The 23652-nt window shown below is 72.1% G+C and carries 25 protein-coding genes; 10 read left to right on the top strand and 15 right to left on the bottom strand.

Going from position 1 to position 23652, the window contains the following annotated elements:
* Window positions 1-194: 194 nt before the first annotated feature.
* Window positions 195-587, bottom strand: a complete 393-nt coding sequence (locus ACMGFG_RS08840; RefSeq protein ID WP_436929977.1) for a DUF7383 domain-containing protein — start codon at window positions 585-587, stop codon at window positions 195-197.
* 122 nt (window positions 588-709) lie between these two features.
* Between ACMGFG_RS08840 and ACMGFG_RS08835 the strand changes: the two genes are divergently transcribed.
* From ACMGFG_RS08835 to ACMGFG_RS08820, 4 genes are all read left to right on the top strand, one after another.
* Window positions 710-2089, top strand: coding sequence for a hypothetical protein (locus tag ACMGFG_RS08835; protein WP_436929976.1), 1380 nt, complete (start codon window positions 710-712; stop codon window positions 2087-2089).
* Between the two features lie 427 nt (window positions 2090-2516).
* A complete protein-coding gene (locus tag ACMGFG_RS08830; protein WP_436929975.1) occupies window positions 2517-4268 on the top strand; it encodes a hypothetical protein in 1752 nt (583 codons plus the stop codon).
* 140 nt (window positions 4269-4408) lie between these two features.
* A complete protein-coding gene (locus tag ACMGFG_RS08825) occupies window positions 4409-4714 on the top strand; it encodes a CPCC family cysteine-rich protein (protein ID WP_436929974.1) in 306 nt (101 codons plus the stop codon).
* A gap of 108 nt (window positions 4715-4822) precedes the next feature.
* Entirely contained in the window at window positions 4823-6322 is a 1500-nt protein-coding gene (locus ACMGFG_RS08820; RefSeq protein ID WP_436929973.1) for an arylsulfotransferase family protein, read from the top strand.
* A gap of 50 nt (window positions 6323-6372) precedes the next feature.
* On the opposite strand, the gene ACMGFG_RS08815 is transcribed toward ACMGFG_RS08820, so the two are convergent.
* From ACMGFG_RS08815 to ACMGFG_RS08795, 5 genes are all read right to left on the bottom strand, one after another.
* Window positions 6373-7476, bottom strand: a complete 1104-nt coding sequence (locus ACMGFG_RS08815; RefSeq protein ID WP_436929972.1) for a DUF7350 domain-containing protein — start codon at window positions 7474-7476, stop codon at window positions 6373-6375.
* A 112-nt stretch (window positions 7477-7588) separates the two neighbouring features.
* Window positions 7589-8899 carry a DUF7405 family protein gene (locus ACMGFG_RS08810; protein ID WP_436929971.1) on the bottom strand — a complete coding sequence of 437 codons (1311 nt, stop codon included), beginning with the start codon at window positions 8897-8899 and terminating at the stop codon, window positions 7589-7591.
* Window positions 8900-9006: 107 nt separating this feature from the next.
* Window positions 9007-9519 (bottom strand): winged helix-turn-helix transcriptional regulator, encoded by a 513-nt coding sequence (locus ACMGFG_RS08805; protein ID WP_436929970.1) that lies wholly within the window; start codon window positions 9517-9519, stop codon window positions 9007-9009.
* Complete coding sequence (locus ACMGFG_RS08800) at window positions 9516-9854, bottom strand: DUF7471 family protein (protein WP_436929969.1); 339 nt, start codon at window positions 9852-9854, stop codon at window positions 9516-9518. The genes ACMGFG_RS08805 and ACMGFG_RS08800 overlap by 4 nt, the downstream gene beginning before the upstream one ends.
* 47 nt (window positions 9855-9901) lie before the next feature.
* Window positions 9902-10039, bottom strand: a complete 138-nt coding sequence (locus ACMGFG_RS08795) for a hypothetical protein (RefSeq protein ID WP_436929968.1) — start codon at window positions 10037-10039, stop codon at window positions 9902-9904.
* Here ACMGFG_RS08795 and ACMGFG_RS08790 point away from each other — a divergent pair.
* Window positions 10028-10249, top strand: coding sequence for a hypothetical protein (locus ACMGFG_RS08790; RefSeq protein ID WP_436929967.1), 222 nt, complete (start codon window positions 10028-10030; stop codon window positions 10247-10249). The two genes, ACMGFG_RS08795 and ACMGFG_RS08790, sit on opposite strands and share 12 nt — an antisense overlap.
* A gap of 29 nt (window positions 10250-10278) precedes the next feature.
* Here ACMGFG_RS08790 and ACMGFG_RS08785 read toward each other — a convergent pair whose 3' ends face one another.
* The gene (locus ACMGFG_RS08785; protein WP_436929966.1) at window positions 10279-11130 is read right to left on the bottom strand and encodes a ZIP family metal transporter; all 852 of its coding nucleotides are present in this window, start codon (window positions 11128-11130) and stop codon (window positions 10279-10281) included.
* Between the two features lie 112 nt (window positions 11131-11242).
* Between ACMGFG_RS08785 and ACMGFG_RS08780 the strand changes: the two genes are divergently transcribed.
* The 3 genes from ACMGFG_RS08780 (at window position 11243) to ACMGFG_RS08770 (ending at window position 13828) form a co-directional block, all read left to right on the top strand.
* A complete protein-coding gene (locus ACMGFG_RS08780) occupies window positions 11243-11899 on the top strand; it encodes a rubrerythrin family protein (protein WP_436929965.1) in 657 nt (218 codons plus the stop codon).
* 672 nt (window positions 11900-12571) lie between these two features.
* Entirely contained in the window at window positions 12572-13405 is an 834-nt protein-coding gene (locus ACMGFG_RS08775; protein WP_436929964.1) for an endonuclease/exonuclease/phosphatase family protein, read from the top strand.
* A 72-nt stretch (window positions 13406-13477) separates the two neighbouring features.
* On the top strand, window positions 13478-13828 hold the full coding sequence (locus ACMGFG_RS08770) for a DUF7113 family protein (RefSeq protein ID WP_436929963.1): 351 nt from the start codon (window positions 13478-13480) through the stop codon (window positions 13826-13828).
* A 34-nt stretch (window positions 13829-13862) separates the two neighbouring features.
* Here the strand turns inward: ACMGFG_RS08770 and ACMGFG_RS08765 are convergent, their stop codons facing one another.
* The 3 genes from ACMGFG_RS08765 to ACMGFG_RS08755 are packed head-to-tail and all read right to left on the bottom strand — an operon-like array spanning window position 13863 to window position 16610.
* Window positions 13863-14774 (bottom strand): ABC transporter permease, encoded by a 912-nt coding sequence (locus tag ACMGFG_RS08765; protein WP_436929962.1) that lies wholly within the window; start codon window positions 14772-14774, stop codon window positions 13863-13865.
* Window positions 14771-15862 (bottom strand): ABC transporter ATP-binding protein, encoded by a 1092-nt coding sequence (locus ACMGFG_RS08760; protein WP_436929961.1) that lies wholly within the window; start codon window positions 15860-15862, stop codon window positions 14771-14773. Before ACMGFG_RS08760 ends, ACMGFG_RS08765 begins: the two co-directional genes overlap by 4 nt.
* Before the next feature lie 37 nt (window positions 15863-15899).
* The gene (locus ACMGFG_RS08755; RefSeq protein WP_436929960.1) at window positions 15900-16610 is read right to left on the bottom strand and encodes a helix-turn-helix domain-containing protein; all 711 of its coding nucleotides are present in this window, start codon (window positions 16608-16610) and stop codon (window positions 15900-15902) included.
* 217 nt (window positions 16611-16827) lie between these two features.
* Between ACMGFG_RS08755 and ACMGFG_RS08750 the strand changes: the two genes are divergently transcribed.
* Entirely contained in the window at window positions 16828-17199 is a 372-nt protein-coding gene (locus tag ACMGFG_RS08750) for an Ig-like domain-containing protein (protein ID WP_436929959.1), read from the top strand.
* Window positions 17200-17256: 57 nt separating this feature from the next.
* Here the strand turns inward: ACMGFG_RS08750 and ACMGFG_RS08745 are convergent, their stop codons facing one another.
* The 4 genes from ACMGFG_RS08745 to ACMGFG_RS08730 form a co-directional block, all read right to left on the bottom strand.
* Window positions 17257-18036, bottom strand: a complete 780-nt coding sequence (locus tag ACMGFG_RS08745; protein WP_436929958.1) for a class I SAM-dependent methyltransferase — start codon at window positions 18034-18036, stop codon at window positions 17257-17259.
* Window positions 18037-18120: 84 nt separating this feature from the next.
* Window positions 18121-19122, bottom strand: a complete 1002-nt coding sequence (locus ACMGFG_RS08740) for an arsenic resistance protein (protein WP_436929957.1) — start codon at window positions 19120-19122, stop codon at window positions 18121-18123.
* 94 nt (window positions 19123-19216) lie between these two features.
* A complete protein-coding gene (locus ACMGFG_RS08735) occupies window positions 19217-20473 on the bottom strand; it encodes a DNA double-strand break repair nuclease NurA (RefSeq protein WP_436929956.1) in 1257 nt (418 codons plus the stop codon).
* Complete coding sequence (locus tag ACMGFG_RS08730; protein ID WP_436929955.1) at window positions 20470-20862, bottom strand: DUF7522 family protein; 393 nt, start codon at window positions 20860-20862, stop codon at window positions 20470-20472. The genes ACMGFG_RS08735 and ACMGFG_RS08730 overlap by 4 nt, the downstream gene beginning before the upstream one ends.
* A 134-nt stretch (window positions 20863-20996) precedes the next feature.
* Here ACMGFG_RS08730 and gpmI point away from each other — a divergent pair, with 134 nt between their 5' ends.
* The gene (gene gpmI / locus ACMGFG_RS08725) at window positions 20997-22553 is read left to right on the top strand and encodes a 2,3-bisphosphoglycerate-independent phosphoglycerate mutase (protein ID WP_436929954.1); all 1557 of its coding nucleotides are present in this window, start codon (window positions 20997-20999) and stop codon (window positions 22551-22553) included.
* 17 nt (window positions 22554-22570) lie between these two features.
* On the opposite strand, the gene ACMGFG_RS08720 is transcribed toward gpmI, so the two are convergent.
* Complete coding sequence (locus ACMGFG_RS08720; RefSeq protein ID WP_436929953.1) at window positions 22571-23530, bottom strand: Gfo/Idh/MocA family protein; 960 nt, start codon at window positions 23528-23530, stop codon at window positions 22571-22573.
* Window positions 23531-23652 lie beyond the last annotated feature (122 nt).

Raw genomic sequence — 23652 nt, 5'->3', positions numbered from 1 at the left:
TTTGGGTGTTCGAGGCCGTTCGTCGACGCCGCGAGAGCCCGGCTGTATCTCCGGATTCCCGGCATATCGAGTCCGCTACCCGGTTTGCGTGTGTTACACCGTACCAACGTCTTCCGACGGGAAGTGATGGGGTTTATATGTCGGCAGCGAAAGACGAGTGGCCGGCGGGGCGCGTGTCGGGCCGGCGCGGCGGATCAGTCGACCGGTTCCTTCCAGTGGACGACGACGACGCCGACGACGAACGCGTCGGTCGTGTCGGTGTCGCGCTCGACCCTGATGGTGTTCTCGCCCTCGACGAGGTCGATGCCGGTGAGCGTGTCCATCCACTGCTGCCAGCCGTCGGCGGGCGGGATGTCGAACCCGGAGAGGGCGACGCCGTTGACCCGGATCTCGTGGCCGTACTCCTCGACGTCGTAGGCCTGGAGTTCGAGGTAGGCCTCGGTCGCGTCGTCGGTCGGCACCTCGAAGGTCAGCTCGTCGGTCTCGTCGCCGACGAACTCGGCCCACGGGACGGCGAGGCTCTCCTCGTTCTGGCCGAGGTGTTGCTGGAACGGGACGAGCGCGTAGTTGGGGCGGCGGTCTCCCATACCGGACAGTGGGCGTCAGCCGATTTATATGTCCGGTCCGGTGATGCCCAGATCTCCGCCGCCGGCCGCAGGCGAACACGTTCGGCCACAAGCCGACGAGTTCGGGGGCCGTACGCTCGGGCATGAGCGCGATCCCGGGCGAGGTCGACACCGACCGCCAGCCCCCGATGACGGTCCCGCTCCGGCACTTCCTCGTGGGGCTGGCGCTGCTCGTCGCCGGCGGCGCCGTCGGCGTCCTCGACGCGGTGGGGACGCTGTCGGGACTGTCCGGCCTGGCACACGTCCACCTCCTGCTGGCGGGGTGGGTCTGCGTGACGATCATGGGCGCGATGGTGCAGTTCGTCCCCGTGTGGTCGAACGTCGCGCTGCACTCGCGACGGCTGGCGACCGCCCAGCTGTGGCTCGTCGCCGCCGGCGTCGCCGGGATGGCCGCCTCGTTCTCGACCGGCGCGCTCGGCTGGGTCCACGCCTTCGGCGGCCTCGCCCTGCTGGGGTTCTGGACGTTCGTCTACAACGTCGGTCGGACCCTGCTCGGCGCCCGCCCCTGGGACGTGACCGAGCGCCACTTCGCGCTCGCACTCGCCTTCTTCGCCGTCGTCCCCGCGATGGGGTTCGCCCTCGCGATGGACTACTCGGTCCTCTTTCTCGCCGACTCGCCCGTCAGCCGCGTCCGGCTGGCCGCCGCCCACGCGACACTCGCGGTCTTCGGCGCCGTCCTCACGACGGTGCTGGGCGCGCTCTACCAGCTCGCCACGATGTTCACCCAGACCGAGCTCCACGGCGTCGACACTCACCTCCGGCGCTTCGAGGAAGTAGGCTACCCGGTCGGCGTGCTCGCGCTTGCGACCGGGCGGCTGCTCGGGTCGGCGCCGCTGGCCCGCGTCGGCGGCCTGCTCGTCGCCGCCGCGCTCGGCGGGTTCGCCGTCGTCCTCGGGCGCAAGCTCGTCGAGACCTCCGTCGAGCGGACGCCGATGCTCACGCGCTACGCCGTCGCCGCCGTCGCGATGGCCGCGTGGGCCGTCCTCGCCGGGCGCGCGTGGCTCGCCGACCCGCTGGCTCCCTCGGCGCTGTTCGGCGGCGGGCCGGTCCACCTGCTCGTCTTCGGCGTCGTCGGCTTCGTCGTTCTCGGGACCCTCTACCACGTCGTCCCGTTCATCGTCTGGGTCCACCGCTACAGCGACCTGCTGGGGTACGAACAGGTCCCGATGATCGACGACCTCTACGACGACCGCCTCGCCGCCGCCGACTTCGCCTGCGTCACCCTCGGGACTGTCGGCCTCCTCGCGGCCACCGTGCTCGACCTCCCCGCGACCGTCACGGCGGGCTCGGGCGCCCTCGCGACCGCGGGCTTCGCCCTGTTCGCCGCGAACCTGCTTGTGGTCGTCCGCGAGCACAGCCCTCACCCCCTCCGCGGCGTGCTCGTCTCCCGGCTCGGGGAGGGCGGAACAGTCGCGGACGAACCCGACGACGCGCCCGCGACCACCGAGGACACCGCGCCCTGAGACGAGTGGGACTCCCGCCACTGGCGCGCGCTGTCGCGCGCTTTCGTGCGCGCGACGGAACTGCGCGAGGTCTTCTCGAACTCGTGAGAGAAGGCTCGTCAGAGCTTGTCTCTGACGGTGGATGAGCACCGCAGCCTGCGAGCAGCGAGGGACCGGAGGTCCCTCGGGCCATGCGGGCGACGCTCGGGTCGCCCGCAGACAGCGCAAGAGGTTGGGGAGGTGTGAGGTCCCCTGCTGTGCTGTGGGGTCGCGGTGCTGTGCTGTCCTGGCGGACTGAAAGGGCGAGGCGCGCTCGCGCCGAGGGCGTTCAGCGCTCGCTGTCGGCTGAGCCGGGTCTGCTGAAGGGTTTCCGCGGACCGAACCGCCGGATCGACCACCGCACCGAGCCGCCGACAGGTATTTGCCCGCGGATCCGAACCTTCGGACGATGCGTCGGTTCCCGGTCGCCCTCGCAGCCCTCCTCCTCGTCGGCGCGGCGGCGACACTGGCACTCACCGGCAGCCTGCCGGTCGGCGACAGCGCGACGAACGACACGGTCGGCGCCCCCTCCAGCGGCCCGGCCACGGCGACGCCCCCGAGCGATACCGACGGTGACGGCCTCACCGACGGCCGCGAGCGCGACCTCGGGACGAACGCCACCCTCGTGGACACCGACGACGACGGACTCGCGGACGGCCGGGAGGTCGACCTCGGAACCGACCCGACGGTCGCCGACTCGGACGGCGACGGCCTCGCCGACGGGGCGGAACTCGACCTCGGAACCGACCCACTGACCGCGGACACCGACGACGACGGACTCGCGGACGGCGCGGAACTCGACCTCGGCACCGACCCGACGGTCGCCGATACCGACGACGACGGGCTGGCGGACGGTCGGGAGGCCGAACTGGGCGCGAACGCGACCCTGGCAGATTCCGACGGCGACGGCCTCGAAGACGGCCAGGAGGTCGAACTCGGGACGGATCCGACCCGCGCGGACACGGACGACGATGGACTCACTGACGACCGCGAGCGCGACCTCGGAACGAACGCCACCCTCGCGGACACGGACGGCGACGGCCTCGAAGACGGCGCGGAGGTCGCGGGGGCGACCGACCCGCTGGTCGCCGACACCGACAGGGACGGGCTCGAAGACGGCCGCGAGCGCGACCGCGGGACGAACGCCACGGACCCCGACACCGACGACGACGGCCTCGCCGACGGCCGGGAGGTCGAACTCGGGACGAACGCCACGGACCCCGACACGGACGGCGACGGCCTCGCCGACGGCCGGGAGGTCGAACTCGGGACGAACGCCACGAACCCGGACACGGACGGCGACGGCCTCGCCGACGGGACCGAACTCGACCGCGGGACGAACGCCACGGACCCCGACACGGACGGCGACGGCCTGGCGGACGGCCGAGAGGTCGAACTCGGCGGCGACCCGCTGGTCGCGGACACGGACGGCGACGGCCTGGTCGACGGCCGGGAAGTCGAGGTCGGGACGAACCTCACGCTCGCCGACACGGACGGCGACGGCCTCGCCGACGGGGCGGAGGTCGCGGGCGTCACCGACGGCGGCGCCCGCCTGCCCGGCGCCGACCCGCTGCACAAGGACCTCTACGTCCAGATCAACGTCAGCGAGAACGCCGAGGCGTTCGACGCGGGCGAACTCGCCGACCTCCGCGAGGCGTGGGCCGAGATGCCCGTCTCGAACCCCGACGGCGAGTCGGGGGTCGCCGTCCACGTCGACCAGGGGTCGCTCGACCGTTCCATCACTGTCGACGACGACCGCGACTACGCGGCGCTCAAGCGCCACTACGACAGCGAGTCGTTCATGGGCAACCGCAGCGGCGTCTACCACCTCGTCACCGTCGTCGAGGTCGACGCCGAGTGGGCCGGCCGCGCCCCCGCGCCGGGCACGTTCGCCGCCGTCGCCACGCGGTACCACACGGAGTTCGACGGGACCAGCTACCGGACGTTCATCGCCGTCCACGAACTGCTGCACAACGTCGCCGGCCGCCTCGACGAGGCCAGCCGCTGTCCCGGCGAGTACGACGGCCGCAGCGGCGCCTACCACACCTGCGACGGGTATCTCAGCTACGACGACCCCGCCTCGGCGCAGTTCCTCTCCGAGTCCGTCGCCGCCGAACTCGAACGGGATGGCCTGCTGAAGGGATCCGACCCGACCCGATAGGAACGAGGGCCCCGCCCGACCCGACAGGGTAGGAGAGCCCCGCCCGACCGGATAGGGTGCGAGGGCTCCCGCCCGAGCCCACCCCCGGAGAGGGAGAGGGCCGTCGCCACGCATTTCTCCGGACGGTCCCAAGCCCGGCCATGGCCGACCCGCCCGGCAACCCCGCGGCGCGGGAGAAGGGCTACTGCCCCTGCTGTGGCTACCGGACGCTCTCGCCCGGACGACCGGGTTCCTACGAGCGCTGTCCGGTCTGCGACTGGCTCGACGACCCCATCCAGTTTTCCGACCCCGAGTTCGTCAGCGACACCAACCACGTCAGCCTCGCCGAGGCCCGCTCCAACGTCCGCGAATTCGGCGCCTGCGTCGAGGGCGCCGCGCCCAGTACGCGCGAGCCAACGGCCGACGAGCCCCGGGACCCCAACTGGCCCTACGAGCGCGAGGAGTGAGCGGGGCGAAACCGGCCGGAGCACGGCGGGCCGCGGCGGGACCGTGCCACGTCGACCCGTCACGGACCCGAAGGCTTATTCGCGAACGCGGCGGAGGAACGTGCCACGATGGACGTATCGCGCGGCAGCGCCCTGGCCCTGCTCGGCGTCGGCCTCTTCCTCGCGACGATGGTCGTCGGCGCCGCGACCGCCCCCTCCGGGTCGACCGGCGGCGTCGACGAGTCGACGACCCCGACGGCCTTCCCGAACGGCACCGACGCGCCGTCCGACCCCGGCGGGACGGCCACCCCCTCGGAGACGCCCGCCGCCGACGAGCCCCAGACGCTCGTGGGCAACCAGGGCGGGTGGGTGACTCACGGCAGCGTCATCGCCTTCGACGGCCGGGAGGTGGTCTGGCGCAACACCAAAGCCGACGGCTACTTCGAGGTGAGCAGGCTCGACGACGGGCGCGTCCTCGCCGCCTTCGCCAACGAGAGCTCCGAGGACTGCGGCGAGCTCTCCCCGCCCTGCGCCCGGACGGGCTACCGGATCCTCGAACCCGGCAGCGGGGACATCCGCTCGGAGTACAGCTTCCCCGTCGGGTCGATCACCAACAGCGAGGTCCACGCCGCCGACGCCACCGACGACGGCATCGTCTACGTCGACATGGACGCCGAACGGGTCGTCGTGGTCGAGAACGACACCGAGGTCTGGGAGTGGCGCGCCAGCGAACTCTACGAGGCGCCCGAGGACCCGACGAGCCGCGACTGGCTGCACATCAACGACGTGGACACCATCGGCGACGGCCGCTTCCTCGTCTCGGTGCGCAACGCCAACCAGATCCTGATCGTCGAGCGCGGCGAGGGCGTCGTCGAGGTCATCAACGAGGACGACGGGTCGAGCGACGCCAACTGTCTCACGGACGGCCGGCTCTACGACGCCGACGGCGACGGGGACGTGCGCTGTGGCGACCCGAGCGTGATCAAAGAGCAGCACAACCCGCAGTGGCTCGGCGACGGCGCGGTGCTGGTCGCCGACAGCGAGAACGACCGCGTGGTCGAGCTCCACCGGACCGACGACGGCGACTGGGAGCCCGTCTGGGCGGTCGACCGCGCGGGTGGCATCGAGCTCACGTGGCCCCGGGACGCGGACCGGCTGCCCAACGGCAACACCCTGATCGCCGACTCGCGCAACCGGCGCGTCGTCGAGGTCAACCCGCAGGGCGAGGCGGTCTGGAACGTCTCCGTCGGCGCCGCCGCGCGGACGGGCCCCGGCATCGTCTACGAGGCCGACCGGCTCCCCTACGGCGAGTACGCCGGCAGCTACGACGGCGCGTCGACGGCGACCGACGCGAACGGGACCGCGACGCCCGCGGACGCGACGCAGACGAAGACGCCCCTGCCGCGGATGACCGCCGCGAACGGCTCCGGCGCGCTGACCGCGCCCGACGACGACATCCCGCTGCTCTCCGAGGCGGTCGCGGGCATGCAGGGCACCTTCGCCTGGGTCCCCATCTGGTTCGGCGAACTCCACCTCGCCGCGACGGCGCTCGGCGTCGTGTTCGTCCTCGTCGGCGGCGTCGACCACCTGCTCGCGGCGCGCGGTATCTCGCTGCCCGGACGGGAGTAGGCGACCCGCCCGCGAATGGCCGAGTATCGACCCGTTGCCGCTCCCCGGGCCTACTCTCCCACGGTCATCGACAGCTCGTCGAAGGCCATGAACGCCGTCTCGTAGCCCTCGTGGCGGGCGATCTGCGGGACCCCGTCGACCGCGATCGTCAGGTCGTCGCCCGACTGCACGTCGGCGACGGCGCCGTAGTGGTACCCCAGGTCGGGGTGGACTGTCGGGGTGAGCGAGCCGTCGTAGCGGGTCGTCCCGCCGCCGGAGACCGTCGCCGACAGCGACGCCTGCGGGACCGGGTAGCCGTTGTACGGCGTCCGCATCGAGACGGCGAGATACGGACGGTCGCCGTCGGCGTCGCCGCCCGGTGTCGCCGTCGAGTCCCCCGCGGAGACCCCCTCGGGCGGCGACGCCAGCCGCGAGACGACGAACCGGGCGTCACCACTGGCCCCCTCGCCGACGACGGTCCCCGGGAGGTCACCGGGCGCGGGCGTCGACGAGACGGGCATCATATCCATCGACATCGGGTCGAGCGCGTCCCGTTCCCCTTGCCGGTCGGGGAGCCGCTCGTAGGAGATCTCCTCCAGCGCGGACTGCGAGAACTCCAGCGTGAACGAGGCGGTGCCCAGCTCGCCGAAGCGACCGGCGAGCGGGCCGGCCCGACGGGTGGGGAGCGGCGGGACCGTCACCTCGACCTCGTAGGTACCGTCGCCGTCGAGTTCGAGGTTGTCGCCGGCGTGGACGCCCATGTTCTGGGAGAGCATCGGCCACAGCGACTTGCCGCTGGTGAGCCGCTCGCCGTCGCGAGTGATCGTCGCCGTGACCGACCCGTGGGGCAGGACGGTCATCGTCTCGGGGTCCCAGACGGTCGTCATGAGGTGCAGCGAGTCCGACCCCTCGATCTCGACTTTCTCGGTGCTGTCGCCGCTGACGAGCCAGAAGCGGTGGGGGTAGCTGTAGGTCAGCGCGACCCGGAAGTCGCCCGCCGACGCCACGCCGACCATCGCCATCCCCTCGGCGTGGCTGGGGACGTAGACGGCGTCGGGGCGGTCCTCGACCAGCGGGGGCGACCGCGCCGACCGCGTCTGGAAGAGCGACCGACACCCCGCGAGCCCCACCGACGCCGCGGCGGCGCCCGCGGCGAGAAAGCGTCGTCTGTGCATACCCGGGCCTAATCGCCGTACCCAAAAGCGGCTTCTGGTTGGGCTCTCGAAAGCCGGCGGTCCCATTCCGGGAGTCGGCGGACGCTTCCGACGACCGGTCCGACCGCGCCCGTCACTCCCCGGGGTTCGGCGCCGGGAGCGCCCGCGACTCGCGGGGCGGGAGGAGGTAGTTGCCCCGCCGGCGGACGTTGATGTACTGGAGGATGCCGTTGTTGGCGCGCTGGCCGACCGCGCCCTCGGCGGCGGCGTCGGTGCCGTTCATCGCCTCGCGAGTCTTCACGAAGTCCGATATCGACTCCTGCAGCGCGAGGAAGTGCAGGCCCGCGCGGTCGCCGTCGGTCGAGTCGAAGTCCCGCCGGAGCATGACCGGGCGGCCGTCCTCGCGGGCGCGGGCGTTCTTCTGGGCGTGGCCGACGACGCCGTCGCGGGCGTCTTCTTCGACCGTCTCTGCGCAGCCGCCGACGCCGCTCGAATTGCCGAGGTTCTCGCCGGTCCCCTCGATCACGTCGTTCTCGGCGTGGGCCGGGCAGAACATCGACGCCTCGCGGTGCTCGCGGCTGTCCTGCTCGTACCACTGGGTGAGGTTGAGGTCCATCGAGGAGACGTGCTGGGTGGTCCCGCCGGCGAACGGCCCCTCGCCGATGGTCACCCGGTCCTCGGTCGCCTGGGTCTTCTCGAAGCCGGATTTGAACCCCATGTACAGCGGCGCGTCGTCGGGGACCGGCTCCGAATCGGGGATCCCCGCCACGTCCTGGTTCTCGGCGGGGAGGCCCTCGCCGATGAAGCCGGTCCGGCGCGCACGGCCGCCCTCGGCGAGGCTGGCGCGCTCGAAGACGCCGTCGAAGGTGGCGTCCATCCCGTAGCCGTTCACCTCGTCGCGCTCGCCCAGCAGCCCCTCCTCGGCGGCCAGCAGGGCCGAGCCGTAGTCGCTGGCGAGGTGGACCACGGCGTCGGGTTCGTCGGCCACTGGGTTCTCGAACGGCGCGAGCGGCTCCGGAGCCGGCAGGTCGACGCTCTCCGGGAGGCTCCCCTCGAAGCGGTCGAAGTAGGCGGGGGCGTAGCCGACCGTGAACAGGAGGCCGATATCGCCCTCCTCGGTACTGCGAGGGTAGGCGCGTTCGAGCGACCGGAGCGCGGTCTCGACGGTCTCGCGGTCGGTGTCCGTGGGCGTCCCGTCGCCGGCGTAGTCAAGGTAGAGCAGGAGGTGGTGTTTCGGCGGGACGTGGTTGCCGTGCTCGTCGGTGCGGAGGGCGTCGTTCCAGGCGTGCTGGCGGCGGGGCAGCCCCGAGAGGTCGTCGGGCCCCTGCGGGAGGTCGGGGCTCTCCCGGCCCAGGCAGGCCGACAGCGCCGCGGCCCCGCCGATGGCGACGGCGGCCTTGACGAACTCCCGGCGCGAGACCCCGCGCTGGCGACTCTGTGGCATCGGCGACTCCTAGCGACTGGTCCGACAAGGGGGTTCTGGTCGGCCAGTCGAAAGCGGTCGGGGCCGACGTTCCCGGGTCCGACCGGCGCGGCGACCGCGCCGGCGACCTACTCGGCGAGCAACCGGTCGACCAGCCGCGTGAACCGGTCGACGAGCCGCTCGGGCAGCGACGGCTCGACCGTCCGGAGCAGTTCGGCGGTCTCCTCTGGTTTCTCGAGCACGAGCGTCACGCGGCCGCGCTCGTCGCGGCGCTTGGCGACGAGGTCGAGGTCGGTCAGCCGGTCGAGGTGCCACTCCAGCGTGCTCCGGGCGACCCCGACGCCCTCGGCCGTCTCGGCGGCGGGCGTCGGGCCGTTCCGGAGGAGGAAGACCACGATGTCGGCGGCGGTCTCGCGGCGGAGGACCGCCAGCGCGCGCCGCTCGAAGGCGCCGCAGTCGGGCGGGTAGTAGTGGGTGCGGCCGTACAGGTCCGCGGCCACGACGCGGTCGTCGAGCTTCCGCAGGTGGTACTGGACCTGCCCCGGCGCGAGGTCGAGCTGGCGGACGAGTTCGCTGAAGTACACGCCCGGGTTGTCGGCGACGTGGGCGGCCACGCGGGAGCGGGTATCGCTGTCGGTCACGAGGGGTCCTCCGGCGCGTCCGGGGCGGCCGAGCGCGCGTAGTAGATGGCGCCGAGCAGGAAGGTCGCGACCGTCGCGTCGAGGGCGTGCTCGGCGAAGTGGTGCATTCCGGCGTCCAGCGGCCCGAACATCGCGAGCGCGGAGACGAGCGTGCGGGCGAGCAGGGCGGCCAGCGCGAGCACGACCAGCAGGTACGACCGCGAGCCCCGCTGGCCGAGCGCGGCGACCGCCAGCGCGAGCAGGAGCCCGGAGCCGACGCCGGCGAGCAGGTGGACCCCGATCACGAGCGGGTCCGGCGACGACGCGGCGTGGGCGACCGGGCGCAGCGGTGTCACACCTCCGATAGTCGCCGCGCGCACCTAAGTCGGTCGCTTCCGGACGGCTATCCCGCCAGCGGCCGGGAGACGATCCACAGCGACAGCACCGTGTACCCGACCATGACGAGGACGAACGGGGCGTGACCGCGGCGGGCCGCCCCGCCGTCGCCGTACCGGCGGGTCGCGACCCGGTGAGCCGCCACGACGGCGACGGCTCGCGGGAACTCGTCGCCGTGACCAACGGCGGGACCGTCGCGGTCCTCGACCCGGCGACAGGCGCCGAGCGCGCGGTCTACGAGCGGGACGTACCCGTCTGGACCGGGGTGACGCCAGCGAACCTCACCGCCGCGCCCGGCGACGAACTGCTGGTCCGCTACGGCGACGGCCGCGTCGTCGCGCTCGAATACAGCTGAGTCGCGGACGCGTCGCCCGGCCGGGTGAGCTACCCCAGCGACACGTCGAGATACAGCATGACGACGACGCCGACCATCGTCCCGAGCGTCGCGACGCGCTCGTTGCCGCGGAGGTGGGTCTCGGGAACGATCTCGTCGCTGATGACGAACAGCATCGCGCCGGCGGCGAACCCCATGGCGTAGGGCAGGATCGGCGCGGCCAGCGTGACCGCCAGGGCCCCGAACAGCACGAGCGGGATCTCGACGAGCCCGGACCGGACCCCGGTGAGCACCGCGTAGAAGCGGCGGTCGAGGCCGGCGTTGACCGCGGCGACCGAGACGGCCAGCCCCTCCGGGATGTTCTGGATCCCGATAGCGAGCATGAGCGCGACGGCGCTCCCGACCGACGCGTCGCCCGCCGCCGCCGAGCCGAACCCGACCCCGACGGCGAGCCCCTCCGGCATGTTGTGTAGCGTGATCGCGAGGATGAACAGGACGACGGGGGCGAACCGTTCCTCGTCGACGGCGATGCTCTCGCCCGAGTCGGCCGCGTCGTCGCGCCGTTTCCCCGTCAGCAGGTAGTGGGCGTGGGGGACGAGCACGTCCGCCCGGTCCAGCGCCAGCGCGCCCAGGAGGACGCCGCCGAGCACTGGTAGCGGACTCCCGCCGGGCGTCGCCTCGATCCCGGGGAGGATCAGGCTGGTGAAACTCGCCGCGAGCATGACGCCGGCGGCGAACCCCAGCGCGCCGTCCAGCGCCCGCTCGGAGGGGTCGCGCCAGACGAAGACGAGCGACGCACCCAGGAGGTTGAGCCCGGCGATGACCAGCCCGCCGACCAGCGCCTGCACCAGCAGCCGCTGGGCCGCCAGCGCCTCGACCAGCGTCTCGACCGGTCCGGGCACCTTTGTCGGCGAAACACGCGGCGCACACTTAAAATTCGACGGGCGGTCCCGCCGGGCGGCCGTCGCCACGCCGACCGTAAATATACCCGTCCCCCGCCCCAACGGGCGGGATATGAACGGCCAGGCACTCGTCGACGCGGTCCGCGAGGCGAAGGCGACGGAGCTCGACCGGCTGGGGTCTGACAAGTACCTGATCGCCGCGACCGGCGCCGACCTGGAGGGGGCGCCGGTCCTGCGGTCGGTCGCCGAGTCGGCCGCCAGCGGCCGGGACACCTTCTCGCGGTGGGCCGACGAGGCGACGGGCGACGCGGCGTCGGCCTTCGAGACGGCCGCAGAGGCCGAGTGCGACCGGTTCGACCGCGTCGTCGACTCGCTGGCGGCCCTGCCCGACGACGACGCCGACGCCGCGGCGACCATCGACGGGACTGACGCCCCGCTGGAGGACGCGCTCGCCGAGGTCGACGGGACCGTCGAGCGACTGGCCGCCGCGTTCGTCGGCCGCCCGCTGGTCGCCGACCGGACGCTGCTGCAGGTGGTCAGCTTCTTCGTCAACGAGGCCGACGAGCAGCGGGCGGACCTGGCCCGGGACCTGCGAAGCGAGACACAGGCCCGACTCGACGAGGGCGTCGACCTGCTCGACGCCGTCTGCGAGACCGACGCCGACTGGGAGCGCGCCCAGCGGGCTGCCGAGGACGTGGTCGCGGCGGCCTACGAGGCGTACGCGACCGCGCTCGAAGCGATGGGCGTCGACCCGAAGCCGGTGTGCTAGGCGGTAGCTGTCGCGCTCGCGGTGCGGTTGGCGCGCGCTGTCGCGAGTCTCGTCTCGCGACAGTAATCGCGCGAGGTCTTCGTGAACGTGTGAACGTAGGCTTGTCAGAGCTTGCTCTGACAGTGGATGAGCTATCGCAGGCCGTAGGCCGAGAAGCGCAATCGGCTGGGGAGGCTCGTGGCTGTCTGCGGTGCTGTGCGGTGCGGTCGCGGTGCGGTGTTGTGCCGTTGCTGTCCCTGGTGTCCGCGCGAACGTGTGAGCGCGGGCTCGGGAGAGCGTGCTCTCCCGGTGGACTGAACGGGCGAGGCGCGCTCGCGCTTGTTCAGTCGTCTGAGCGGGCCACTATCCGAAGCGGCCGCAGGCCGCGAGGATATCCCGCTCAGCGACCGCGAGCGCGGCGAGGGCTTTCAACGCTTACTGTCGAGTACGATAGACACGTCAGCTAGCGAGCGCGGCGAGGGCTTTCACCACTTGGTGTCGATCGCGGCCGAGCCACTTCAGAGCGAGCGGGCCGCGGGCGTTCAGCGTCCACCGTCGAGTGCGGTCGCTGTCGTTCCCGTCTCTTCTGCCACAGACCCCACCGGATACACCTACGCACCTCGCACGAGCACCGTCCCGTCCGCTCCTGCCGACCGCGGTACCCTCAAGACCCCCGGCGCCCGAGAGGCGGGTATGCACGGCGACGCGGTCCGGGTGCTCACGTACAACGTCCGCCGCGACGTGGCGGACGACGGGCAGTTCGACTGGGCGGGCCGACGCGACGCCGTCGCGGGCACGGTCCGCTTCCACCGCCCCGACGCCGTCGGGCTCCAGGAACCGCTCGGTCACCAGTACTCGGACCTCCGGGAGGCCCTGCCCGGCTTCGAGTGGGTCGGCGACTCCCGGGAGGCCGGCGAGGGCGAAGGGGAGTTCTGCCCCGTCGGCTACCGCCCCGAGCGCTTCGAACGGCTCGACGCGGGGACGTTCTGGCTCTCGCCGACGCCCGACGAGCCGGGCAGCGTCGGCTGGGACGCAGCCTACCCGCGGATCGCGACGTGGGCTCGCCTGCGCGACCGCGACCGCGGCGACACGCTGCTGTACTGCAACACGCACCTCGACCACGAGGGCGAGCGCGCCCGCGCGGAGGGCGCGCGGGTGCTCCGCGAGCGCGTCGGCGAGTTGCGCGCGGGCGACGAGCCGGCCGTCGTCGGGGGCGACTTCAACTGCGTGGCCGGCGACGACCCGTACCGGGTACTCGCCGATGGCAACGGCGGGGACAGCGGCGAGGGCCGCGAGGACGGGGCGAACGAGCCGGCGCTGGTCGACGCCCGCGAGGCGAGCCCGCATCCGCCCCACGGCCCCGACACCACGCGGACCGACTTCGAGACGCTGCTGCCCGACCGGGCGATCGACCACGTCTTCGTCGCCGGCGCGGCGGTCGACGGGTTCGGCGTCGCCGCCGACGTGGTCGGCGACGGCTGGTATCCCTCCGACCACCTGCCGGTCGTCGTCGACCTGGCGCTGTGAGCGGGGCGCCGCCCGGACGGGGGCGCGAGTCGACGGCGCGCTTTTGCCGCTCGACCCCGTAGTGTCGCGGATATGCTACTGGTACGCGGCCACGCGGGCGGGACGGCGCTGACGGGGACGCTCTACGAGCGCGGCGAGCGGCCGCCGACCTTCGAGGGCGCGCCCGACGAGGGCGCCCCCTACGTCTGGATCTGCGACGAGTTCTACGAGGTGGAGTCGGGCGGACAGGTCCAGCGGATCGACGGCACGGAGCGGCGTGTCGCCTTCGAGGCGCCGACGACCCGCGGGTTCGAGACGCGCGAGGCGGCGCTGGCGGCAGCGAAAGAGCACGTCCGCACGCAGTTCGCCCGGCTCGGGCTCCGCGGCGAGGACGTGGAGATCGAGGTCGTCGAGAACCCCGACCGGGAGCAACCGGACCCGTAGCGGCCGGTAGCCCGGAACGAGGGCGTCCGTCGCGCTACTGCACGTCCGAGGAGGAGGCGCGGTTGAGCAGGTAGACGGCGATCCCGCCGAGGGCGATGTCGAGCGCGAGCAGGACGGCCACCGCGGGGACGAGCGTGTCCCAGATCCCGCCGAAGCGGGTGACCTCGACCACGGTCATCACGTCCCGGTCGAGCATCAGCGCGCGGGCGGCGTCGACGCCGTAGGTGATCGGGTTGAACGTCGCGACGGTCTGGATCCAGCCGGGCATCGCCGACAGTGGGAGGAAGGCCGTCGAGACGAACAGGAGGGGGAACTGCAGGAGGTTCGCGCCGATGATGGTCGACTCCTGGTCCTTCGTGACGACCGCGAAGATGTTCGAGAGCGCGATGAACCACAGCGAAAAGAGGATCCCGATCAGGATTATCCCGACGGCGCCGACGAACCCGGTGGCGACGTTGGCGCCGAGGACGGTCCCGAGCGCGAGGATGATGGCGATCTGGACGACGATGCGGAGGATCTCGGCGGCGGTCTTGCCGAGGAACATCGCCGAGCGGCTCATCGGCATCACGAGCGTCTTCTCGAAGAGGCCCTCCTCCATGTCGTTGACGAGACCGATGCCCGACCCGGCGGCGGCCGCCAGCGACACCTGCATCGCGATGGCCGGCAGCAGGAACGTCTCGTAGGTGATCCCGCCGGTCGAGCCGCCGCTGAGCGCGCCCGTGGCGACCTGGCCGAACACCTGGGTGAAGAGGACGAGGAAGATGATCGGCTGGACGAGCGACCCGACGACGACGAAGGGGTTGCGGACCGCCTTGATGTTCCAGCGGACGAAGTTCACCCAGAAGTCGCCCAGGAAGGAGTTGCCCGACAGCCGCTCGCCCGACGGCCGGGCGGTCCCTCCGTCGGCTCGTACGCTGTCGTCGTGACCCGTAGTATTGTCGCTCATTCGGCGGTCACCTCCGGGCCGGTCACGTCGGCGGCGTCGGCCGCCCGGTCCTCGGAGTCGAGTTCCTCGCCGGTGATCGCGAGGAACACGTCGTCCAGCGTCGGCGCGCGGATGTTGAAGCCCGTCACCGTGATCCCGGCGTCCCGCAGCGCGACCAGCAGGTCGGTCCCGTGCTGGCGGGCCCGCTCGGCCGTGACGCTGATCCCCTCGTCTGTGACCGCCACGTCCGCGTCGTCGTCGAACACGTCGCCGGTGCGAGCGATCTCGGCGGCGCGCTCGCGGGCGTCGGCGGCGCGCCCGTCCCCGGTCGCGTCGACCGCCTCGCCCTCGACCTCCACGTCGAGGATCTCCCCGCCGACGCGCCGTTTCAGCTCCGTGGGCGACCCCGTCGCGACGATCTCCCCGTCGAGGATGACCGAGAGACGGTCGCAGAGCTGGTCGGCCTCCTCGAGGTACTGCGTGGTCAGGAAGAGGGTCGTCCCGCGCTCGTTGATGCGCTCGAAGTACTCCCAGAGGCGGTTCCGAGCCTTGGGGTCCAGCCCCGTCGTCGGCTCGTCGAGGAACACGAGCGGCGGGCTGTGGACGAGCGCCGTCGCGGCGTCCAGTCGCTTCTTCATCCCGCCGGAGAACTCGCCGGCGCGCTTGTCGCCCACGTCCGCCAGGTCCACCAGATCGAGCAGTTCGTCGATGCGGTCGGCCCGCTCGCTCTTTGGCACGCCGTAGGCCCGCGCGGCGAAGCGGATGTTCTCGCGGGCCGTGAGCTCCTCGTCGACGCTGGTCTCCTGGGCCATGTAGCCGATGGTCTCGCGGACGCGGCGGGCCTCGCTGCGCACGTCGTAGCCGTTGACGGTGATCGAGCCAGCCGTCGGCGAGAGGAGGGTCGCGAAGGTCTTGATCGTCGTCGTCTTCCCGGCGCCGTTGGGCCCGAGGAAGCCGAAGAACTCGCCTTTCGGTACTGTGAGGTCGATCCCCTTGACGGCCTCTGTCCCGTCGGCGTAGGTCAGTTCCACGCCGCTCGCTTCGATGGCGTTCCCACCGCCGCCGTCCCCGGCGGTCCCACCGTCCGGTCGCGGGTTCCGTTCGCTCACGGGCGTCCGTAACGGCCACGCGCCCGTAGCCCTGGCCCTAATCCATTCGGGGTTTTATATTGGCGTCGGCGCGGCGGAACTGCGCGACGAGGTGGCCCTGAGCGCGGCGCAGCCGTTCGGAGCAGGAGGCCGGGGCGACCCCGAGTTCGTCGGCCACGTCGGCGGTCGAGGCCGTCCGCGGCACGTCGAAGTAGCCCATCTCGTGGGCGGTCACCAGCGCCTCGCGCTGGGGTTCGGTCATCCCCGGCGGCCGCGCCGAGTCGCCGTCGACCGCGCCGAAGGGACCGGGTTCGTCGGCCTCCTCGCCGTCGACCGCGACGAGGCGGTCGAGGCGGAAGGTGTAGTCGTTGGCGCGGCAGAAGTCGCGGAAGGCGTCGAACTCCTCGCGGTCGGCGAACCACCGGCGCTCGGTCCAGCCGTCGGGCGTGACGGTCACCTGGTCGGGGATGGACCTGTTGTCCGCGAGCGTCTCCAGCCCCTCCGGCGGCCCGCCGGTGGGTCGACACTGGTAGCGCCGGGTGTCGCCGTCGGCGACGACCAGCGAGTGGTCCGTGACGGAGTCGGCGTCGGCGAAGGCGGCCTCGACGGCCTCGCGGTCGGCGCCGACCGTCCGCACCACGAACTCCGGCGGCCCCGACGGCGCCGCCGCCACCGACTCGAACTCGACGGTCGCCTCGGGCACCCCGGCCGCCACGTCCACCAGCGGGAGCGCGTCGCCGGTCAGTCGAAACTCAGCGATCAGTCCCATGGAATCCGGGAGGGCGCCGAGCCTGTTAACCGCTCGGTCGTCGGGGCGGTCGGTCCGGTCGGCGACCGGAGCGCCGGTCGATCCGCCCGGCGGCGGGACCGCCGATCGGGACGGGATCCGTCCGCAGTTCGGCGGTCGACCGACCGCACACGGAACGAGTAAAATCGCCGTTTAACCCTTCAGCGGACCTTTGATACGTCGGTCCGAAGGCGGAGATATGCGAGCGAACCTGCCCTCCGACGGCGACCCGCTGTTCGCCGACCGCAGTCCCGCCCGCCCCGCGACCCGCGAGACCCCCCGCAGCGAGGACATCCACCTGCGAAACTACGACCGCGAGTGGGGGTACGACCTCGACGTGACCGTCCGCGGGGGCGGCGACGAGCCGGTCTTCGAGTCCCGGTACTACTGCCAGCCCGGCGAGGTGATCGCCGTCGAGAACGTCCTGGCGCCCGGCGAGTACGATGTCGTCGTCGAACTCGACAACCGCCGCGCGGTGGCCGCCGAGTGCCGCGTCAGCTCCGCCCCCGACCACACGATCCGCGTCGAGGTCGGCAACGGCACCGTCAGCCTGACCGAAGGGCTGTACTGACGCCGCCCGGTCGCCGCGGTTCGGAGTGCCGGACGGACAGACGGCCGGCTCCGTCGGTCACTCCGCGGGTTCTGCCTCGGCGACGAACAGGCCCATCGACTTCTCGATCTCCATCGGCCCGTCCGCGAGCCGTTCGGCCGCCGCCTCGGCGAACGCGTCGACCCCTTCGGCTCCCACGCTCTCCAGCGACGCCGTGTGCGCCACGAGCGGTTCCAGGTCGGGCACGCGGAGATACGTCTCGCGCTCGTGGCGGCGCACCTCGTCGAAGTGCTCGGCGAGCTGTTCGGCCCCGTTCTCCAGGGTGAACTGGCCGATGTCGGACGGTTCCCACGCCGTCGTCGCCGCGCGCAGTTCGCGCAGCGCCGCCGCGTTCGACTCACCGTTGGCGGTCGCGTACAGCCGCCCGCCCGGCCGCAGGACGCGCCGGATCTCCGGCAGCGCGGCGTCGCGGTCGACGTGATAGAGCATGTGGTTGGCGACCACGGCGTCGACGCTGTCGTCGGGCAACGGGACCGACTCGGCGGCCGCGGCCCCGAAATCGGCGGCCACGCCGGCCGCGGCGAGCGTCTCGCGGGCGTCCGCGACCATCCCGGGCGAGAAGTCGGTGAGCAGCAGGTCCCAGCCGTCGGGGACCCGGTCGGCGGTCTCCGCCCAGAGGTCGCCGGTGCCGCAGCCGACCTCCAGCACGTCGGCGTCGGCCGGGCGGTCGTAGCGGTCGAACACCCAGGGCCACCAGTCGCGGTCGGCCACCTCGTAGTTCTCGTGGAGGGCGATGCGCGCTTCGAGGTTCGCGCCGTCGGCGTACTGCTCGGCCAGCGCGGCGCGGTCGTCGGTCATGACCGGCGGATGATACGCCACGATCAAAGCGATTTGGGTGCATCCGGCAGCGTGTCGAGTATCGGCCACCCCGCGCGGACACGGTTATCCCCGCCCCGCGAACCCCGGGACTGCGATGGGCTCGGGTGCCCCGGGGACGAGCCGCTCGGGCACGAGCCGCGTGAGCGCGACCATCCCGGCGAGTTCGACCAGCGTCTGCGTGACGACGACCGCCGGCACGAGGGCGTACCGCGGCGGCAGCGCGAGCGCCAGCGGGAGCACGACCAGCGAGTTGCGCGTCACCGAGGTGAACACGAGCGCGCGGGCCGCGCCGGCGTCCATCCGGACGAGCCCGGCGGCGACCCGCGCCAGGAGCGGCATCACGACGAGAAAGGCGACGTAGACGGGGACGACCGCGGCGATCTCCCCGATGGAGTCCTCGACCCGCGGGATCTGGGAGGCGATGACCACCACGAGCGTCGCGCCCATCGCCGGCACGGGGAGCAGCCCCATCGTGTCCTGCCACTGCCGGCCCGCGGTCGAGCGGTCCGCCCACAGTTCGGTCAGCCACGCCAGCGCCAGCGGGGCCGCGATGAGCGCCAGGAACGCGTCGACGAACGGCCCCGCGCTGATGGCGTCGGCCGCCCGGCCGCCCGTGAACAGCCACAGGTACGCCGGCAACAGGAGAAACTGGACGAGCAACAGCGCCGGCGTCGTCGCGGTGACCTGCTCGGCGTCGCCCCCCGCCAGGTCGGTGAACGCGATGACGTAGTCGACGCAGGGGGTCAGCAACACCATGAAGGCCCCGACGCGGACGACCGGGTCCTGCGGGAGCCACCGGGTGAGCGCGTAGACGACGACCGGGACGACGAGGAAGTTCATCGCGAGCGCGGTCCCCACGAACCGAGCGTCGGTGAACGCCGCTCGGAACCTGGTGAAGGGGATTTCGAGGAAAGTGACGTACAACAGCACCGCCAGCACGGGAGTGATCGCCCGCTCGAACAGCGGCGCGGCCGACGGGAGCCCGACGCCGAACCCGACCGCGAGGGCGACGCCCGCGGCGTAGACGGCGACCTGGTGGCGCCCGAGCCAGTCGCTCCCGCTCATCGGAGCGTGGTTCGGGCGGCCGGGCTATACGGCTGGTGGTCCGATCGTGCGTGAGAGTACCGGTCCGATCGGGGACGGCGCCGGCCCGGACGCGTTACACCATCTCCTCGACGTCGACGCCCCAGCGCTTGTCGTCGTACTCGCGGTGGCGGTCGCTGCCGAGTTCGCGCTCGATGCGCCGGCGCAGCTGCTCGTTGGCCTGGCGGTCGATGTGGGCGAGTTCGTCGGCCTTGGCGACCGCCAGCGGCGGCCCCTGCTCGCCGGCCACGTCGTGGAGTACCTGCATCCGAAGCGCCCGGCGAGTCTCCGCGTCCTCGGTGAACGCGTAGGGCGCCTCGACCCGGTAACAGAGGTCGTCCCGCGGGTCGTACAGCACGAAGAAGGTGACCTCGTAAGCCTCGGGGTCGAGTTCGCGGTCGATACCGAGCGCGTCGCCGGCGGCGGCCATCACGCGGTCGGTGCCGACCCGCGAGCGGAACCAGCCCGTCGCCGTGATCGCGTCGGTCTTCAGCTCCCCCCGGTCGTCGCGGCGGGCGAGCACCCGCCCGAAGAAGGCGTTGTCGTTGGCCCAGGGGGCGTTGGTCTTCTCGCGGACCACGCGAGTGATCGCCTTGGCGGTGCTGTTCTTGATGAACCCGACCAGCGGGACCTCCCGCTCGACGAACGTCTCGACGAGGCGGACGTAGTTCTCGACCACGTCGCGGGGGCGCTCGTCCTCGACGAGGAGATCCGCGAGTTCGGTGTCGCGTTCGGCCCACTTCAGCAGGCCCGTCGGGTACAGCGGACCGTCGAGCACGAGGAGGTCGTCGACGATCTCGGCCTGCTGGCGGGCGTGCTCGCTCTCGGCGAGGTACAGCGCCAGCGCGTGGACGACGTTCTGCTCGTAGCGGTCGACACGGGGGGCGTGCAGCGCCCGCTCGCGGACGTAGCCCTCGTCGTGCATCGTCCAGTCCTCCTGGCCGATGCGGTAGGTGTCGTCGTTGGAGTGGGCGGTCATCACGATGGTCCGCGCGCGGTGCAGTTCCAGGTCCGAAGGCACGGCAGCCATCGCCGCCTGGGACACGTCGAGCACGAGCCCGTTCTTGAACGTGGTGGGGTTGATCGTCCCCGAGTCGAGGCCGTGCTGAGTGGGGAACGGCGACTCCCGGAGCGCGATATCGTCGATCGGGACCTTCTCGCGGCGCCGTTCGCCGATCGGTTCGACGACAGCCTCGCCGTCCCGGTAGAGGGGGTCGAGAAAGTCGGTCCACACCGTCTCGGCGGCGTCCTGGTGGTCGTCCTCGTCGACGCCCTCGCTGACGCGGCCGGCGAGGCGGGCGATGCCGTCGACGTGGACCGGGTCCAGCGTCATTCCGCGGTGGGGTCCTCGGCGAGCATCTTCTCGATGGCGTCGGCGATCTCCTCGTAGGACTGCATCTGGAGGCCGTCAGTGGTGATGAGCACGCCGCGGCGCTCGCCGGTCACCCGGAGGAGGTAGCCGTTGGTGAACGCGCGGATCGTGTAGCGGTACTCGCCCAGCTCCGAGGACTGGTAGGCGTTGCGCGTGTCGCGGAAGCCGCGCCACTCGTGGCCGACGAAGGTGTCCAGGTCGGCGTCCCGCTCCAGGTCCTCCCGCAGGTATAGCTGTTCGAAGTCCGACCGTGTGAAGAAGGTCACCGACCGGAGGCTGTCGCCGGTGGCGGTCCGGGCCGTCGTCACGATCTGGTCGGCGAGGTCGTCCGACAGCAGTTGCGCGTCCATGCGTCGGCGGACGGGCGCCACCACCAAAGGGGTAGCGGAGGGGACGACCGCACGGGAACGATGGCGGCGGGCGAGCGACAACAGCGGCGGGGGCGACCGACACCGACTTGGGTCGGCCGGGCGGACCGGGAGGTATGAAAGCCGCGCTCGTCATCCTGGACGGCTGGGCGATCAACCCCGACGAGGGAGTCCGCGACGCCGTCGCCGCCGCCGAGACGCCGAACTTCGACCGGTTCCGGTCGGCGGGCGCCGACGGGACGCTCGTCACCTCCGGCCGCCGCGTCGGCCTGCCGGAGGGCCAGATGGGCAACTCCGAGGTCGGCCACCTCAACATCGGCGCCGGCCGCGTCGTCAAGCAGGAGTCCGCCCGCGTCACCGACGCCATCGCCCGCTGGCGGGGCGAGGAGCGCCCCGACCCGGAGGGCGACGGCGCCATCGACGACAACGAGGCCATCCAGTCGGCGTTCGACTACGCCGACGACCACGACGGCCGCGTCCACTTCATGGGGCTGGTCTCGGACGGCGGCGTCCACTCCTACCAGTCCCATCTCCACGCACTGATCGAACTCGCCGCCGACGAGGGCGTCGAGGCGGTCACCCACGCGTTCACCGACGGTCGCGACACTTCACCCACGGGCGGCGAGGAGTACCTCGCGGAGCTCGAAGCCCACGCCGACGAGCAGGGCACGGGCCACGTCGCCACGGTGTCGGGCCGCTACTACGCGATGGACCGCGACGAGAACTGGGACCGCACGGAGCGGGCCTACGACGCCATCGTGAACCGCCGGGCGGGCCACACGGCCGAGTCGGCGGTCGACGCAGTGCGGGAGTCCTACGACCGCGGCGACACCGACGAGTTCGTCGAGCCGACGCTGATCGACGGGCAGCCGGCCCTCGATGACGGCGACGCGGTCGTCTTCTTCAACTTCCGCTCGGACCGCGCGCGCCAGCTGACGCGGATGCTCGCGGACATCCGCCCGGAGGCGTGGGGCGGGCACACGGACCCGCCCGAGACCCGCGTCGTCACGATGACCCAGTACGACGAGACCTTCGATCTGCCGACCGCGTTCCCGCCGATCCGCCCCGCGGACACGCTCGGCGAGGTCGTCTCGAAGACGGGCCACACCCAGCTCCGCCTCGCCGAGACCGAGAAATACGCCCACGTCACCTACTTCCTCAACGGCGGCCGCGAGGTGGAGTTCGACGGCGAGATCCGCGAGATCGTCCCGAGCCCCGACGTACCCACCTACGACCAGCAGCCGGAGATGAGCGCCGCCGAGGTGACCGACACCGCCGTCGCCGAGATCGAGGATCGCGACCCCGACCTGCTGGTGCTCAACTACGCGAACCCGGACATGGTCGGCCACACCGGCGACTTCGACGCCGCCGTCGCGGCGGTCGAGGCCGTCGACGAGCAACTCGGACGCCTGGTCGAGGCGATCCAGGGAGCCGGGGGCCACGTCCTCGTCACCGCCGACCACGGCAACGCCGACGACATGGGGACCGAGGACGAGCCCTACACCGCTCACACGACCAACCCTGTGCCGCTGATCTACCTCGCGCCCGACGGGACTGACGGGGGCCGCCGCGTGCGCGAGGGCGGCGCGCTGGAGGACCTCGCGCCGACGCTGCTGGAGCTGATGGGCGTCGAGAAGCCGTCGGCGATGACCGGCGAGAGCCTGCTGGAGTAGCCCACTCGTCGCTCGTTCTACAGCTCCACGGGTTCGCCGTCCGCGATGGACTCGTTGACGGCCAGCGTCAGCTCGAACGTCCGGCGGGCGTCCGCGTAGGGCGAGCGCAGGCCGGCGCCGTCGCCCGACGCGACGGCGTCGACGAACGCCTCGACCTCGGCGGCGTAGGGGTTGCGGTCGAACTCCTCGTCGAGTTCCTCGCCGTCGACGACGCCGGAGACGGACTGCTCGGTCACTTCGAGGGTGGCGCCGTCGGCGACCACTTCGAGGCCGTGCTTGTCGTCCTCGGCCGCACAGGTGGTCGAAACGTGCGAGATCGCCCCGTTCTCGTGGGTCATCGTCGCCGAGGTGGCGTCGGAGAAGTCGACGGCGTCCTCGATCCGGTGACTGCCGGCCGCCGAGACGCGCTCAACGTCGCCGACGAGGTGGCGGACGGTGTCGTAGACGTGGGTCGCCTGTTCGACGACCTGGCCGCCGGATTTGTCGGCGTGGCGCCACCAGTGGTCCTCGCCGCCGGCGACGCCGCCCCACCAGTAGCCGTCGACGTAGCCCACGTCGCGGCCGGCCAGGATCTCCCGGGCGCGTTCGACGCCCGCCGAGTAGCGCCAGTCGTAGCCGACCTGCGCGAGCACGTCGTTGGCCTCGACCGCGGCCTCGATCTCGCGGGCCTTCTCCGCGGAGAGGGCGAGCGGCTTCTCGACGAACAGGTCGTAGCCGTGCTCGGCGGCTGCGATCTCCTGGTCGTCGTGGGCGAACGGCGGGAGACAGACGAAGACGGCGTCGGGGTCGGTCTCCACGTAGCAGTCGTGGTGGTCCGAGAAGGCGGGCGCGTCGAACCGCTCCGCGGCGGACTCGCGGGTCTCGGCGTCCACGTCGCAGACCCCGACGATCCGGGCGTCGTCGATGGCTTCGAGGTTGTCGAAGTGCTGCCACTGGGCGATGCCGCCGGCGCCGACGAAGGCGATGTCGACCGTCATTGGCGGAGTCCCGCGCCGGCCGGGCAAAAAGGCGGCGTCGGCGGAGAGCGCGGCCGGATCGTGGGGGCGGCTGACGACAGCGTCGCCGTCCGCCGCCCGGTTCGAGCCCGGGAACGCGGCGG

Source organism: Halosimplex halobium (assembly GCF_051414055.1).
Classification (GTDB): Archaea; Halobacteriota; Halobacteria; order Halobacteriales; family Haloarculaceae; genus Halosimplex; species Halosimplex halobium.
This window is presented reverse-complemented; position numbering and strand designations above follow the sequence as displayed.